The sequence below is a fragment of the Streptomyces sp. A0958 genome (assembly GCF_004795035.1).
In the GTDB taxonomy this organism is placed as follows: domain Bacteria; phylum Actinomycetota; class Actinomycetes; order Streptomycetales; family Streptomycetaceae; genus Streptomyces.
The window spans coordinates 22,253-35,162 of sequence record NZ_SSBK01000033.1 but is presented as its reverse complement, the minus strand read 5'-3'; the positions used below and the strand labels follow the sequence as shown (position 1 = coordinate 35,162).

The 12,910-nt window shown below is 73.9% G+C and carries 13 protein-coding genes; 6 read left to right on the top strand and 7 right to left on the bottom strand.

Annotation, left to right across the window (positions count from 1 at the left end):
* The first annotated feature begins 19 nt into the window (after positions 1–19).
* Complete coding sequence (locus E6P78_RS25980; RefSeq protein ID WP_136206072.1) at positions 20–1,297, top strand: glycoside hydrolase family 16 protein; 1,278 nt, start codon at positions 20–22, stop codon at positions 1,295–1,297.
* Positions 1,298–1,426: 129 nt separating this feature from the next.
* Positions 1,427–2,254, top strand: a complete 828-nt coding sequence (locus tag E6P78_RS25975) for an inositol monophosphatase family protein (RefSeq protein WP_136206071.1) — start codon at positions 1,427–1,429, stop codon at positions 2,252–2,254.
* A 149-nt stretch (positions 2,255–2,403) separates the two neighbouring features.
* On the opposite strand, the gene E6P78_RS25970 is transcribed toward E6P78_RS25975, so the two are convergent.
* Together E6P78_RS25970 and E6P78_RS25965 are read right to left on the bottom strand one after the other, a co-directional pair.
* Positions 2,404–2,799, bottom strand: a complete 396-nt coding sequence (locus E6P78_RS25970; RefSeq protein ID WP_136206070.1) for a VOC family protein — start codon at positions 2,797–2,799, stop codon at positions 2,404–2,406.
* Between the two features lie 100 nt (positions 2,800–2,899).
* Positions 2,900–3,685 carry a nucleotidyltransferase domain-containing protein gene (locus tag E6P78_RS25965; protein ID WP_240799382.1) on the bottom strand — a complete coding sequence of 262 codons (786 nt, stop codon included), beginning with the start codon at positions 3,683–3,685 and terminating at the stop codon, positions 2,900–2,902.
* Positions 3,686–3,859: 174 nt separating this feature from the next.
* Here E6P78_RS25965 and E6P78_RS25960 point away from each other — a divergent pair, with 174 nt between their 5' ends.
* The gene (locus tag E6P78_RS25960; RefSeq protein WP_136206068.1) at positions 3,860–5,299 is read left to right on the top strand and encodes an NAD(P)/FAD-dependent oxidoreductase; all 1,440 of its coding nucleotides are present in this window, start codon (positions 3,860–3,862) and stop codon (positions 5,297–5,299) included.
* Between the two features lie 40 nt (positions 5,300–5,339).
* Here E6P78_RS25960 and E6P78_RS25955 read toward each other — a convergent pair whose 3' ends face one another.
* Together E6P78_RS25955 and E6P78_RS25950 are read right to left on the bottom strand one after the other, a co-directional pair.
* Positions 5,340–6,998, bottom strand: a complete 1,659-nt coding sequence (locus E6P78_RS25955) for an acyl-CoA dehydrogenase family protein (RefSeq protein ID WP_136206067.1) — start codon at positions 6,996–6,998, stop codon at positions 5,340–5,342.
* A gap of 35 nt (positions 6,999–7,033) precedes the next feature.
* Complete coding sequence (locus E6P78_RS25950; RefSeq protein WP_136206066.1) at positions 7,034–7,654, bottom strand: TetR/AcrR family transcriptional regulator; 621 nt, start codon at positions 7,652–7,654, stop codon at positions 7,034–7,036.
* Positions 7,655–7,773: 119 nt separating this feature from the next.
* On the opposite strand from E6P78_RS25950, the gene E6P78_RS25945 reads away from it, so the two are divergent.
* Together E6P78_RS25945 and E6P78_RS25940 are read left to right on the top strand one after the other, a co-directional pair.
* Positions 7,774–9,261 (top strand): AlkA N-terminal domain-containing protein, encoded by a 1,488-nt coding sequence (locus E6P78_RS25945; RefSeq protein WP_136206065.1) that lies wholly within the window; start codon positions 7,774–7,776, stop codon positions 9,259–9,261.
* Positions 9,258–9,758 (top strand): methylated-DNA--[protein]-cysteine S-methyltransferase, encoded by a 501-nt coding sequence (locus tag E6P78_RS25940; protein ID WP_136206064.1) that lies wholly within the window; start codon positions 9,258–9,260, stop codon positions 9,756–9,758. The genes E6P78_RS25945 and E6P78_RS25940 overlap by 4 nt, the downstream gene beginning before the upstream one ends.
* Positions 9,759–9,827: 69 nt before the next feature.
* On the opposite strand, the gene E6P78_RS25935 is transcribed toward E6P78_RS25940, so the two are convergent.
* Together E6P78_RS25935 and E6P78_RS25930 are read right to left on the bottom strand one after the other, a co-directional pair.
* A complete protein-coding gene (locus tag E6P78_RS25935) occupies positions 9,828–10,412 on the bottom strand; it encodes a TMEM165/GDT1 family protein (protein WP_136206063.1) in 585 nt (194 codons plus the stop codon).
* A 236-nt stretch (positions 10,413–10,648) separates the two neighbouring features.
* On the bottom strand, positions 10,649–11,575 hold the full coding sequence (locus tag E6P78_RS25930; protein ID WP_136206062.1) for an alpha/beta hydrolase: 927 nt from the start codon (positions 11,573–11,575) through the stop codon (positions 10,649–10,651).
* A gap of 86 nt (positions 11,576–11,661) precedes the next feature.
* On the opposite strand from E6P78_RS25930, the gene E6P78_RS25925 reads away from it, so the two are divergent.
* Positions 11,662–12,252 carry a CGNR zinc finger domain-containing protein gene (locus tag E6P78_RS25925; RefSeq protein WP_168712703.1) on the top strand — a complete coding sequence of 197 codons (591 nt, stop codon included), beginning with the start codon at positions 11,662–11,664 and terminating at the stop codon, positions 12,250–12,252.
* On the opposite strand, the gene E6P78_RS25920 is transcribed toward E6P78_RS25925, so the two are convergent.
* The gene (locus E6P78_RS25920) at positions 12,253–12,897 is read right to left on the bottom strand and encodes a class I SAM-dependent methyltransferase (protein ID WP_136206061.1); all 645 of its coding nucleotides are present in this window, start codon (positions 12,895–12,897) and stop codon (positions 12,253–12,255) included.
* Between the last annotated feature and the right edge of the window lie 13 nt (positions 12,898–12,910).

The following is a 12,910-nucleotide window of genomic DNA, read 5'->3' as shown; positions in this document are numbered from 1 at the left end:
CGCACCGGAAGGGAGAGTCATGGACTCCCCACGTCTTTCGCGGCGCCTGCTGCGCTCCGTACTCCCGGCACTCGCTCTCGCCCTGGCCACGGCCGGCCTGGTGGGCGGCGGCGGCCCCGCCCCCGCGACCGCCGCCCCGATGTCGCAGACGGCAGCGGCCGCCACGACGACGTTCTCCGACGAGTTCGACGGCGCGGCCGGCTCGGCCGTGGACGGCAGCGAGTGGCAGATCGAGACCGGCGACAACGTCGACAACCACGAGCGGCAGTACTACACGTCCGGGAACAAGAACGCCGCGCTGGACGGCCAGGGCCACCTGGTGATCACCGCACGCAAGGAGAACCCGTCCAACTACCAGTGCTGGTACGGAACCTGTCAGTACACCTCGGCGCGGCTGAACACCTCGGGCAAATTCACCCAGCAGTACGGTCACGTCGAGGCGCGGATGAAGATCCCGCGCGGACAGGGCATGTGGCCCGCGTTCTGGATGCTGGGCAACGACATCGGACAGGTCGGCTGGCCCAACTCCGGTGAGATCGACATCATGGAGAACGTCGGCTTCGAGCCCTCCACCGTCCACGGCACCCTGCACGGCCCCGGCTACTCCGGCTCCGGGGGCATCGGCGCCGGCTACACCCTGCCGGGCGGCAAGGCCTTCGCCGACGACTTCCACACCTTCGCCGTCGACTGGGCCCCCGACTCCATCACATGGTCCGTCGACGGCAACGTCTACCAGCACCGCACCCCCGCCGACACCGGCGGCAACACCTGGGCCTTCAACAAGCCCTTCTTCCTCATCCTGAACCTCGCGGTCGGCGGCTACTGGCCCGGCGACCCGGACGGCAACACCGCCTTCCCCCAGCAACTCGTCGTGGACCACGTCCGCGTCACCACCAGCGACAGCCAGACCGGGACGGGCGGCCGGATCACGGGCCTGGCCGGCAAGTGCATGGACGTCGCCGCGGCGAACAACGCCAACGGCACCCCGGTCCAGCTCTACGACTGCAACGGCACCGAGGCCCAGCGTTGGACCGTGGGCGCGGACGGCACCATCCGGGCGCTGGGCAAGTGCCTCGACGTGGCCTCCGGCGGCACGGCCGACGGCACCCGGGTCCAGCTCTGGGACTGCAACGGCTCGGCCGCGCAGAAGTGGGCCATCAGCGCGGCGCGCGACATCGTCAACCCCCAGGCGAACAAGTGCCTGGACGTCACGGGGAACAGCTCGGCCAACTCCACCCGCCTCCAGATCTGGACCTGCGCGGGCACGGCCAACCAGAAGTGGACGGTGAACGGCTGACCGACCGGCTCGTACACGGCCCCCCGGCGCCCCCGCGTCGAGGGGCCGTGCGCGTCCAGGCGGTGCACGGGGCCGGCCCGACCCCGACCGGGTCGCCCGCGTCCCGGACGCACATGCTTAGCTGGGGGCATGATCGATGACTTCCTCGCCGGTGACCTGACCCAGGTCGAGGCCGCGGTCCGCGCAGCGGCCGCCGCCGAGATCATGCCCCGCTACCGGCAGCTCGCCGACGACGACGTCATCGAGAAGAACGGACCGCACGACCTCGTGACGACCGCGGACCGGCGCGCCGAGGAACACCTCACCGCGTCCCTGAGCCGGCTCCTGCCCGGCTCGGCGGTCGTCGGCGAGGAGGCCGTCCACGCCGACCCGAAGGTGTACGAGGCGCTGGGCGGCGACGCGCCGGTGTGGATCGTCGACCCGGTCGACGGCACCCGCCAGTTCGTCCGCGGCGAGCCGGGCTTCTGCACCCTGGTGGCCCTCGCCCACCGCGGCGAGGTGCTGGCCTCCTGGACGTACGCCCCCGCCCTGGACGAGATGGCCGTCGCCGTGCGGGGGCGGGGCGCGACTGTCGACGGCACCGCGATACGCGCCGGCTCGCCCGCGCCCGACGCGGTGCTGCGCATCGCGATGTCGCACCCCGACTACACCTCCGACGAGCAGAAGCGGGCCCTGCTCGGCCTGCGCGCCGAGGGCTTCGCCGCCCGGCCCTGCGGTTCTGCGGGCCTCGAATACCTCGCCGTGGCCCGGGGCGAGGTCGACGGCCTCGCCTTCAGCTGGGAGTACGCCTGGGACCACGCGGCGGGGCTCCTGCTGGTCGCGGAGGCGGGCGGTGCCCAGGCCACGCTGTCCGGTGCGCCCTTCCGCGTCGCCGGCGGCAACGACCTGCCCTTCACGGCCGCCCGCGACCGTGCGACGGCCGACCGTATCCTGGCCGCACTGCGCGCGGGGGCCTGAGCGGCGGGGCGCCCGTCACGGCTCCAGCGGCTCGCGGGTGAGCGCGGCGAGGCGCTTCGCGGGCCTGCGGACCGAACGCCGCGAGCGCGACACCCTCCGGGAGCCGCCGGCCCGCTGCGGCACGGCCGTCCAGCGGGACCCAGCTTCGCTCAGGCGGGGCTCGGGCCGTGCTCGACCAGGCAGAACGGGTGCCCTGCCGGATCGGCGTAGACGCGCCAGGGCCGGTCGGTCCCGGCCCCGTCGTCGAGTACGGCCGCGCCCGCCGCCACCACCTCGGCCCCGGCCGCGCGCAGATCGGGAACCCCGAAGTCGAGGTGGAACTGCTGGGGGTGCTCCGGATCGGGCCATCGCGGCGGCCGGTGATCCGCCACGCGCTGGAACGCGGGCACCGTACCGGCGGGGGTGTGCAGAGTCGCCCAGTCGTCGTCGAGTGCCCACCGGCGGTCCACCTGGTTCACCCGCCCGCCGAGCAGCGCGCGGTAGAACTCGGCGAGACGCAGGGGATCGGGGCAGTCGAGCACCACGCACTGCAGTTCGGCGATCATGCCCGGGAGTCTAAGGGCTGTCCCGCCCGGAATCGCGGGACAGCCCTCAGGCGCTGTGCCTCTGGGAGGCGTCCGCGAAGTCCCGCCCGCACGCCCCGGGTCAGCCCGACGGCGTCCGCAGCACCTCGCGCACCTCCCGTACGAGCTCCGCGGCCGTCTCCACCGCCGCCGCGTCCAGGCCCCGCAGCGCCTCGCCCGCCCGGTCCGCGAAGTGTGCCGGGGTGTCCGGGAGGGCGGCCGCTGCTGCCAGGGCGCCCTTCTCGTTGAGGCACCAGGTGCGGTGGTGGGCGTGCAGCGACTGGGCGAGGACGCCGAAGGCGCGGGACAGGCAGAGCGAGACGTGGAGGCGGTCACCGGCCGGGGCCGACTTGCGGGCCGCCACGACCGAGAAGTCCGCCTCCCAGGCCGCGTCCGCGAGCGCCTTGCGCAACGGCTCCGGGTAAGTGGCCGTCTCGCCCTGAAGGCCCGTCAACTCCCCGGCTGGATCGGAGAGTACGCGGCCGAGGGCGACCTCGCCCGGGTACGCGGGGGACCAGAAGCCCAGCGGATGGCCCGGCTGGATTCCCACCTCGTAGCGCCCCTCCCGGCAGCCCGCCCAGACCGCCTCGACCCGGTCCAGGTCGCGCAGAATCCAGTCGACCTGGACTCCGTCCACCCGCAGCCAGGCCCCGCCGTTCACCCACGGACCCCACCCGCCCGGCCTGGCCACCTCGACCGGGGAGCCCTGGAACGCCGCCGCCAGGGCGGCCAGGGCGGCGGTGTCCGGGGTGCCGCGGTAGTAGAGGCCCAGGTCCCAGTCGGAGTCGGGGCGGTGGGTGCCACGGGCGCGGCTGCCGCCGAGTGCGACGGCCCGGATGCCGGGCACCTTCGTGAGCCGGTCGGCCATCTCGCCGATGCGGTGGCGTGCTCCGGAACCGTCCGGCCGTACGGGGGCGGCGGACAGCGGTGGGGGTGCGGGGTTCTCGGCCGTCATCGGACGGGGACACTACCCGCCCCCGGAACGTCGGCGCCTGCGAATATCCTGGGTGTTCCGACCGTCGGCTGACAAAGGAGTCCGAAGGTGCCGTCGATGCTCGATGCGGTCGTCGTGGGCGCGGGCCCCAACGGACTGACCGCCGCAGTCGAACTGGCCCGGCGCGGCTTCGCCGTGGAGGTCTTCGAGGCCGGGCCCGCGGTGGGCGGCGGGGCCCGTACGGAGGAGCTGACGCTCCCCGGCTTCCGGCACGACCCCTGCTCCGCCGTCCACCCCCTGGCCATAGGCTCACCCGCCTTCGAGGAGATGCCGCTCGCCCGGCACGGCCTGGAATGGCTCCAGCCGCGACTGGCGCTCGCCCACCCCTTCCCGGACGGTTCCGCCGCCGTGCTCGCCGGTTCGGTGGGGGAGACGGCCATGTCGCTCGGCCCCGAGGACGCGGGCGCCTACCGCCGGCTCCTCGCCCCCTACCTCGGCCACTGGGACACCCTCGCCCGGGACTTCCTGCGCACCCCGTGGGACGGGCTGCCCCGCGACCCGTACCGCTGGGCGCGGTTCGGGCTCGACGCGATCCAGCCCGCCACACTGCTCTCCCGCCGCTTCCGGGGCGAGAAGGCGCGCGGCATGCTCGCCGGCCTCGCCGCCCACGCCATCGCGCCCACCAGCGGCCTCGCGACCGGCGGCATCGCCCTGCTCTTCGCGCTGGCCGCGCACGAGAAGGGCTGGCCGGTGCCACGCGGCGGCTCCCAGGCCATCTCCGACGCCCTCGCCTCGTACCTGCGGGAGCTGGGCGGCACCATCAGGACCGGCACGGAGGTCAGGCGCCTCGACGAACTGCCGCCGGCCCGTGCCTACGTCTTCGACACCTCACCGGCCGCGCTCGCCCGGATCGCCGGACTCGGCCGCGCCTACCGGGACTACCGCTACGGCGCCTCCTGCTTCAAGATCGACTACGCGCTCTCCGGCCCGGTGCCCTGGACCGCGGAGGAGGCCCGCAGGGCCGGTACCGTGCACATCGGGCCCACGGCCGGCGAGATCGACGCCGCCCTGCACGCGGCGGTCGAGGGCCGCGACCCCAGCGTCCCGTTCCTGATCACCGCTCAGCCCAGCCTCGTCGACCCCACCCGCGCCCCCGAGGGCAAGCACGTGTTCTGGGTGTACGGACACGTCCCGGCCGGCTGGGAGGGCGACGCCACCGAGGTCATCGAACGCCAACTGGAGCGGTTCGCCCCCGGCTTCCGCGATGTGGTGCTCGCCCGCGCGGTGGCGGGCCCGCCCGGAATCGCCGAGCGCAACGCGAACTACGTGGACGGGGACATCGCCTGCGGCGCCTTCGCGGGCCTGCAGACCGTGATCCGCCCCAAGCTCGCCCGCGTTCCGTACGCGACCGCCCACCCGGCCGTCTTCCTCTGCTCCTCGGCGACCCCGCCCGGCCCGGGGGTGCACGGCATGTCCGGACACCACGCGGCGAAGGCGGTCTGGCGCCGGCTGCGGGAATCGGGCCCCTCCTCCGGCCGCCGCCGCTGACCGACTCGGCGGCGGCCGGAGGAGGGGCCCGCGCACCCGGTCAGGCGGGCAGGCGCTCCAGCAGCCCCGCGAAGTCGGTGTCCGGTGCGAGGGTGCCGAAGGCGAGCCCCCGGTCGCCGGCCAGCCGGGAGGCGCAGAACGCGTCGGCGACGGCCGTCGGCGCGTGCCGGACCAGCAGTGAGCCCTGGAGGACCAGCGCCGCGCGTTCGATGAGCCGGCGGGCCCGCAGCGGGGCGTCCTCGGTCAGGACGAGCTCGCCGCGCAGTTCCTGCCAGGCGGTGTCGAGCCGGCGGTCCGCCCCCGAGGCGGCCTCGATCTCGGCACGGAAGGCCTCCAGGGACTCCGGCTCGCGGGCCAGCGCCCGCAGCAGGTCCAGGGCGTTCACATTGCCCGAGCCCTCCCAGATGCCGTTGAGCGGCGCCTCCCGGTACATGCGCGGCATCCCCGAGTCCTCGACGTATCCGTTGCCGCCGAGGCATTCCAGCGCCTCGGCCACGGCCACGGGCTGCCGCTTGCACACCCAGTACTTGCCGACGGCCGTGGCCAGCCGCAGGAACGCGCGCTCCCCGGCGTCGCCCCGCTGGGCCCGGTCGGCGGCACCGGCCAGCCGCAGCGCGAGGGTGGTGGCGGCCTCGGACTCCACCGAGAGGTCACCGAGCACGTTGCGCATCAGCGGCTGGTCGATCAGCCGGGCGCCGAACACCGAGCGGTGGCGGGCGTGGTGGGCCGCCTGGGCGAGCGCGGCCCGGATGCCGGCGGCCGAGCCGAGGACGCAGTCCAGGCGCGTCATCGTCACCATCTCGATGATGGTGCGCACGCCCTTGCCCTCGGCGCCGACCAGCCAGGCCACGGTGTCGTCGAACTCGGGCTCGCCGCTGGCGTTGGAGCGGTTGCCGAGCTTGTCCTTGAGCCGCTGGATGCGGAAGGTGTTGCGGCTGCCGTCCGGCAGCACGCGCGGCACGAGGAAGCAGGAGAGGCCGCCCGGTGCCTGGGCGAGCACCAGGAAGAGGTCGTTCATCGGGGCGCTGGTGAACCACTTGTGCCCGCGCAGCCGCCAGGTTCCGTCGCCCGCCTCGGTGGCCGTGGTGGTGTTGGCGCGCACGTCGGTGCCGCCCTGCTTCTCCGTCATGCCCATCCCGGCGAGCAGCCCCGCCTTGCCGGCGGGAGCGCGCAGGCCCGGTTCGTACATCCGGCTCGTGAGCAGCGGCTCGTACGTCCTGGCCAGGTCCGGCGCGTGCCGCAGGGCCGGGACGACGGCGTACGTCATGGAGACCGGGCACAGGTGGCCCGCCTCCAGCGTCGACATCACCATGAAGCCGGCCGCCCGCGCCACATGGGCGCCGGGGCGCTCGTCGGCCCAGGCGGCACCGGCCAGGCCCGCGCTCACCGAGGCGTCCATCAGGTGGTGGTAGGCGGGGTGGAAGTCGACCTCGTCCACGCGGTGGCCGAAGCGGTCGTGGGTGCGCAGCACGGGTTCGTTGAGGTTGGCCCGGTCGGCCCACTCCTGGGCCTCCGCGCCGCCGACGAGACGGCCCAGGCGGTGCAGGTCCTCGGTGTGCCACTCGGCCCCCTCACGGCGCAGGCCCTCCAGCAGGACGGCGTCGTCGGCCACGTCGTGCCCGGTCAACGGCGGTGTCTGGTTGGTCACTTCGTGGGTCTCGGCGGTCGGGTTGCTGCTGGGGGCGGCGGTCGTCTGCACGGGAAACCTCCGGGTGGAAGGGATACGCGGATCGGTCAGGGGCGCTGAGCGGCGGGCGGTGCGCCCGCGCAGCGCAGGGCCATGGCGACGAGTTCGGTGAGCAGGGCCTCGGTGGTCTTCCCGTCGCCGGCGGCGAGCGGGTCGACAAGGACCTCGCCGACCGCCCCGGTGAGCGCGGCCGCGGTGATCTCGCCGTTCTGGGCCGGCAGCAGGCCGCCCTCGATGCCCTCGTGGACGACCTCGGCGAACAGCGCCCGGTAGCGGCGCCGGAAGTCGAGGCGTTCGGCGCCGACCGCCGGATCGGCGGGGGCGGCGAGCAGTGCGTAGGCCAGTCCGCGGTTCTCCAGCGCGCGGCGGGCGAAGACCTCGATGCCCCGGGCCAGTCGGTCGACCGGCGTCCCCGGCTCGCGCAGCACCTCGCCCAGAACCTCCACCTCGCGACCGGCGGCGCGCCGGAACACCTCGACGGCCAGCGCCGTCTTGGACGCGAAGTGCTGGTAGACGGAGCCGGCTGCCATGCCGGCCGAGTCGGCGACGGCCGTCACGGACGCCTGGGACCAGCCCACCTCCGTGACCACCGAGGTGGCGCAGGCGACAAGGTGCTCCCTGGCGGCTTCGAGCCGGCTGATCTCGGCTGGGGTCTTGCGGTAGGCCATGAAAGAAGTGAACCACCATTCAGAGTTTCCCGCCAGGGCCCGGACGCGCCCGAGGGCAGCCCGACGCCCATGTCGGATTTCCGCCAGCCCCGGCCCCGCCCGTGACCCATGCTTGAACCATGCACACCGACACCGAGCGCTGCGTCCGGGCGGTCCGGTCCAAGGACGCCCGCTTCGACGGCTGGTTCTTCACGGCCGTCCTGACCACCCGGATCTACTGCCGCCCGAGCTGCCCCGTCGTGCCGCCGAAGGCCGAGAACATGACGTTCTACCCGAGTGCGGCCGCCTGCCAGCAGGCCGGGTTCCGGGCCTGCAAGCGGTGCCGGCCCGACACCAGCCCGGGGTCGCCGGAGTGGAACGTCCGGGCCGACTCCGTGGCCCGGGCGATGCGGCTGATCCGGGACGGTGTGGTCGACCGGGAAGGCGTGCCGGGGCTCGCCGCCCGGCTCGGGTACTCGGCCCGCCAGATCGAACGGCAGCTGCTCGCCGAGCTGGGGGCGGGGCCGCTCGCGCTGGCCCGGGCGCAGCGGGCGCAGACCGCGCGGGTGCTGATCGAGACGACCGGGCTGCCCATGGCCGAGGTCGCCTTCGCCGCCGGGTTCTCCTCGATCCGCAGCTTCAACGACACCGTCCGCGAGGTCTTCGCCCTCGCCCCCGGCGAGCTGCGCGGCCTGGCCGCCCGGTCGAATCGGGCGCCCGCCACACCCGGTGTCATAGCGTTGCGGCTCCCCTACCGGGCCCCGCTCAATCCCAGCAACCTCTTCGGCCACCTCGCCGCGACCGCCGTCCCGGGCGTCGAGGAGTGGCGTGATGGGTCCTACCGGCGCACCCTCGCCCTGCCGCACGGCCACGGCATCGTCGCGCTCACCCCGCGCCCCGACCACATCGCCTGCCGCCTCTCGCTCACGGACCCTCGCGACCTGACCCTGGCCATCAGCCGGTGCCGCTGGCTGCTCGACCTCGACGCCGACCCGGTCGCCGTGGACGAGCAACTGCGCACCGACCCCCTGCTCGCCCCGCTGGTCGGCGAGGCACCGGGCCGCCGGGTGCCGAGGACCGTGGACGGCGCGGAGTTCGCCGTACGGGCCGTGCTCGGCCAGCAGGTGTCCACGGCCGCCGCCCGGACGCACGCCGCCCGGCTGGTCACCGCCCACGGCACGCCCGTGGACGACCCGGAGGGCGGTCTCACCCACCTTTTCCCTGGCCCGGAGGCCCTGGCCGGCCTCGATCCCGAGCAGCTGGCCCTGCCGCGCAGCCGCCGCCGGACGCTGACCACTCTCGTCCAGGCCCTGGCGGACGGTTCGCTCCGGCTGGGCCCCGACTCCGACTGGGAGCGGGCGCGGGCGCAGCTGGCCGCGCTGCCCGGGTTCGGCCCCTGGACCGTCGAGGTCATCGCGATGCGCGCGCTCGGCGACCCGGACGCGTTCCTGCCGACGGACCTCGGCATCCGTAGGGCCGCACAGCACCTCGGCCTGCCCTCCACTCCGGCCGCCCTCACCGCCCGGGCGGCCGGCTGGCGCCCCTGGCGCGCCTACGCCGTCCAGTACCTGTGGACGGTCGACGACCACCCCATCAACCACCTCCCCGCGGAAGGGGGTGCCCCGTGAACCGGCAGCACACCGTGGCCGACAGCCCCTACGGCCCGCTGACCCTCGTCGCCACCGACGGCGTCCTCGCCGGCCTCTACATGACCGGCCAGCGCCACCGGCCCCCCGAGGAGACCTTCGGGGAACCGGACCCGCGCCCCTTCACCGAGGCGGTCCGCCAGCTCGACGCCTACTTCGCCGGTGAACTGAGGGAGTTCGACCTGCCGCTGCGCCTGGACGGCACCCCCTTCCAGCGCAGCGTCTGGGCGCAGCTCCGGCTCATCCCGTACGGCGAGACCCGCTCGTACGGGGAACTCGCCGACAACCTCGGCAAGCCCGGCGCCTCCCGGGCGGTGGGCCTGGCCAACGGCAAGAACCCGGTCGGCATCATCGTGCCCTGCCACCGGGTGATCGGGACGTCGGGCGGCCTCACCGGCTACGGCGGCGGCCTGGACCGCAAGCAACGGCTGCTGGCCTTCGAGAACGGTACGCAGGACAGCACGCCCGCGTTGTTCTGAGGGCGGTGGCGTACGGCGAAGGACTCCACGCGACCACGCGCGGAGCCCTCGTCGTACGTTCCGTTCCCGTCAGCCGACGAAGATCTCGATCACCGTCCAGATCGCCAGCCCCAGCATGCACAGCCCGCCGATGCGCTGAACGGTCTTGAGCGGTACGCGCTTCGCGATGAACCGGCCTGCGAGCAGTGCCAGCGCCGACACGGACATCAGGGCGGCGGCGGAGCCGATCGCGGTGGACCAGGCGCCGTTGCTCGCCGCCAGGTTGGCGGTGGTGATCTGGGTGAGGTCGCCCCACTCGCTGATGAACACCGCCATGAACGCCGTCGAGTACACCGGCCAGAACCCGGTCACCGTCTTCGGGCCCTCGTCGTCGTCCTCGTCGTCGGCGTTCGCGCGCAGCAGCATGAAGGCGCCGAAGGCGAAGAGGCAGGCCGAGACGAGCTTGACGATCCAGTCGGGCAGCAGGCCGATCAGCCCGCCCGCCCCGACCGCGATGGCGACATGGACGATGAACGCGGACGACGTGCCGAACCAGACGTAGAGCGGGCGCATGCGCGTGCCCATGGCCAGCGACGCGAACATCGTCTTGTCGGGGAGCTCGGCGAGGAAGATCAGCCCGAAAGCGGTGATGATCGCCAGGGGGTCGAGATGCATTCCGGGTGGCTTTCTGTTGGAGCCGGGCCCCGGGTCTCCCGCGAAGTGCCGCTCGGGCTTTTCGGAGGACCACTCGGCCCGGCACGACGGCACCGCCCACAGGGCGTGGGCGTGTCATACCTGACCGAAGGTCTCGCCCACCCGTGATGATCCACGAGCCCGGCCACCGGGAACCCGGAGGTTCCAGTGTGTCGACGACCGGTTTGCGGGGCTACTCCCCTTCGCAGCCGTCCACACTACCGCACGCCGGCCGGGTCGCGGTCGTCCGGCCAGGTGCGGTCCAGGAAGCCGGCGATCAGCGGGGCGATCCGGGGCAGGTGGTCCTCCAGGGCGAAGTGCCCGGTGTCGAAGAGGTGCAGTTCGGCGTCCGGAAGGTCCCGCAGATAGGCGCGGGCGCCGGGCTCGGGGAAGAACATGTCGCCGGTGCCCCAGACGACGAGCGCCGGCGGGGTGTGCGTGCGCAGCCAGTCCTGCCACCGCGGATAGAGCGCGACATTGGAGTGGTAGTCGAACGCGAGGTCCAGCTGCGGCTGGGTCCGTCCGGGCAGGTCCAGGAAGTGCTGGTCCAGGGTCCAGCCGTCGGGCGCGACCAGCTCGGGATCGGCGGTGCCGCCCTCGTACTGGGCGCGGGTCGCGGACAGCGTCAGCAGTGACCGTACGGTGTCGGCGTCGCCGGGCTGGTCCGGGCGCAGCGCGATGAACGCGCGGGCCTGCTCCGACAGCCCCTCCTCGTACGCGTTGGCGTTCTGGACGACCAGACCGGCGATCCACTCGGGGTGGCGGGTGGCGAGCCGGAAACCGACCGGTGCGCCGAAGTCGAAGGTGTACATCACGAAGCGGGACAGCCCGACCCGGCGGACGAAGCCCTCCATGATGTCCGCGAGCCGGTCGAAGGTGTACGTGAACGGGCCGCCCGTGGTGGAGGAGGCGGGGGCGTCGCTGTGGCCGAAGCCGGGGTAGTCCGGGGCGATGAGGCGGTAGTGCGAGCCGAGGGCGTCCATCAGCCGGCGGAACTGGTGCGAGGCGGACGGGAAGCCGTGCAGCAACAGCAGCACCGGGGCGTCCCGCTCGGGCCCGGCGGGGACCGACTCGCGGTAGAAGACACGGACGCCGTCGACCTCGACGTGCCGGTGACGGATCTGGGGAACGGTGTTGAGCTCCATATTCACATGCCTCCTCGGCGACTTGTTGCATTAGTTCTACGACGGAGGCTTCTAATGTGTCAATGGGGTGAGTTAGCGTTAGTTGCATGAATGGTTCCGAGCCCCTGACCGGTGAGCCGCTTGCCCTGGACCTGCTGAACACGCTTCCGTACGCGGCGCAGGGCACACCGGACGACCACCTGGCCGACGCGGCGGGCCTGCGGACCTGGCTGGCGCTCGAAGAGGAGCGGCTCCCCGCCGCCGGGGCCGGGAAGGCGACCTCGGACGATGTCGCGGCGGTGCGCGAGGTCCGGGCGCATGCCGCGTCCGCCGTCGCGGCGGTCCGGCGCGGTGAGCGTCCGCCGGCCTCCGCCCTGCGCGGGCTCAACGAGGCCCAGCTCGCCGCCCCCGCCGTCCGGTACGCCACCTGGGACGGCGACGCCGTCGTGGTCGAGGACCGCCGCCCGGGCGCCCTCGGAGTGCGGGTGGCCGCCGCGCTCGCCGCGGAGGTGGCCGGCCTGCTCGCGGACCCGGACATCCGCAAGGTCCGGGAGTGCGAGGCGGACGAGTGCACGATGCTGTTCCTGCCGGCCCACCCGCGCCGCCGCTGGTGCTCGGCCGCACGCTGCGGCAACCGCGCACGGGTGGCCCGCTACTACCAGCGCCACAAGGGCGAGGCCGCGGGGGAGGGCGCGTAGTCAGCGCTGCGCGAGCAGGAAGGCCTGCGGGGTGCGCTCCGCCGGGTCCGCCGCCCGTACCAGCCGGGCCCGCACCTCGAAACCGGCCCGCACGAGCAGCCCGGCCACCCGCTCGGGGACGAAGCGGTACACATCGAGGTCCACGGGATGCCCGTACGCGTGCTCCAGCCGGACCCCCTCGCCGCCGCCCGCCTTGAAGGCCAGCAGCAGATGGCCGCCGGGGGACAGGACCCGGTGGAACTCGGCCACGTAAGGCCCCAGTTCCTCCGGCGGGGTGTGGACGAGCGAATACCAGGCGACGGCCCCGCGCAGCGAGCCGTCCGCCAGGTCCAGGGCGCTCATCGTTCCCACCTCGAACCGGAGCCCCGGGTGGCGCCGCCGGGCCTCCGCGACCATGCCCGGCGACAGGTCGATCCCGTACGCGGACAGCCCGAGGTCCCGCAGATGCGCGGTCACCCGGCCCGGCCCGCAGCCGAGATCGACGACCGGGCCACCGCCGTCGGCGCCCACCTGCTCGGCGAAGGCGCCGAGCATCGCGCGGTCCAGCGGCTTGGCCGCCAGCTCGTCGGCGAGCAGGGAGGCGTAATCGGCGGCGACGGTGTCGTACGAGGCCCGGGTGGCCCGGAGGGAGGATGCGGTGGTCATGCACCGGACCGTA

What these genes read in the sequence shown, in the direction of transcription:
- E6P78_RS25920 (WP_136206061.1), bottom strand. Translation starts at nt 12,897, where the DNA reads ATGACCACCGCATCCTCCCTCCGGGCCACCCGGGCCTCGTACGACACC.
- E6P78_RS25925 (WP_168712703.1), top strand. Translation starts at nt 11,662, where the DNA reads ATGAATGGTTCCGAGCCCCTGACCGGTGAGCCGCTTGCCCTGGACCTG.
- E6P78_RS25965 (WP_240799382.1), bottom strand. Translation starts at nt 3,685, where the DNA reads ATGGCCGACCGGCTCACGAAGGTGCCCGGCATCCGGGCCGTCGCACTC.
- E6P78_RS25950 (WP_136206066.1), bottom strand. Translation starts at nt 7,654, where the DNA reads ATGGCCTACCGCAAGACCCCAGCCGAGATCAGCCGGCTCGAAGCCGCC.
- E6P78_RS25980 (WP_136206072.1), top strand. Translation starts at nt 20, where the DNA reads ATGGACTCCCCACGTCTTTCGCGGCGCCTGCTGCGCTCCGTACTCCCG.
- E6P78_RS25935 (WP_136206063.1), bottom strand. Translation starts at nt 10,412, where the DNA reads ATGCATCTCGACCCCCTGGCGATCATCACCGCTTTCGGGCTGATCTTC.
- E6P78_RS25930 (WP_136206062.1), bottom strand. Translation starts at nt 11,575, where the DNA reads ATGGAGCTCAACACCGTTCCCCAGATCCGTCACCGGCACGTCGAGGTC.
- E6P78_RS25945 (WP_136206065.1), top strand. Translation starts at nt 7,774, where the DNA reads ATGCACACCGACACCGAGCGCTGCGTCCGGGCGGTCCGGTCCAAGGAC.
- E6P78_RS25970 (WP_136206070.1), bottom strand. Translation starts at nt 2,799, where the DNA reads ATGATCGCCGAACTGCAGTGCGTGGTGCTCGACTGCCCCGATCCCCTG.
- E6P78_RS25975 (WP_136206071.1), top strand. Translation starts at nt 1,427, where the DNA reads ATGATCGATGACTTCCTCGCCGGTGACCTGACCCAGGTCGAGGCCGCG.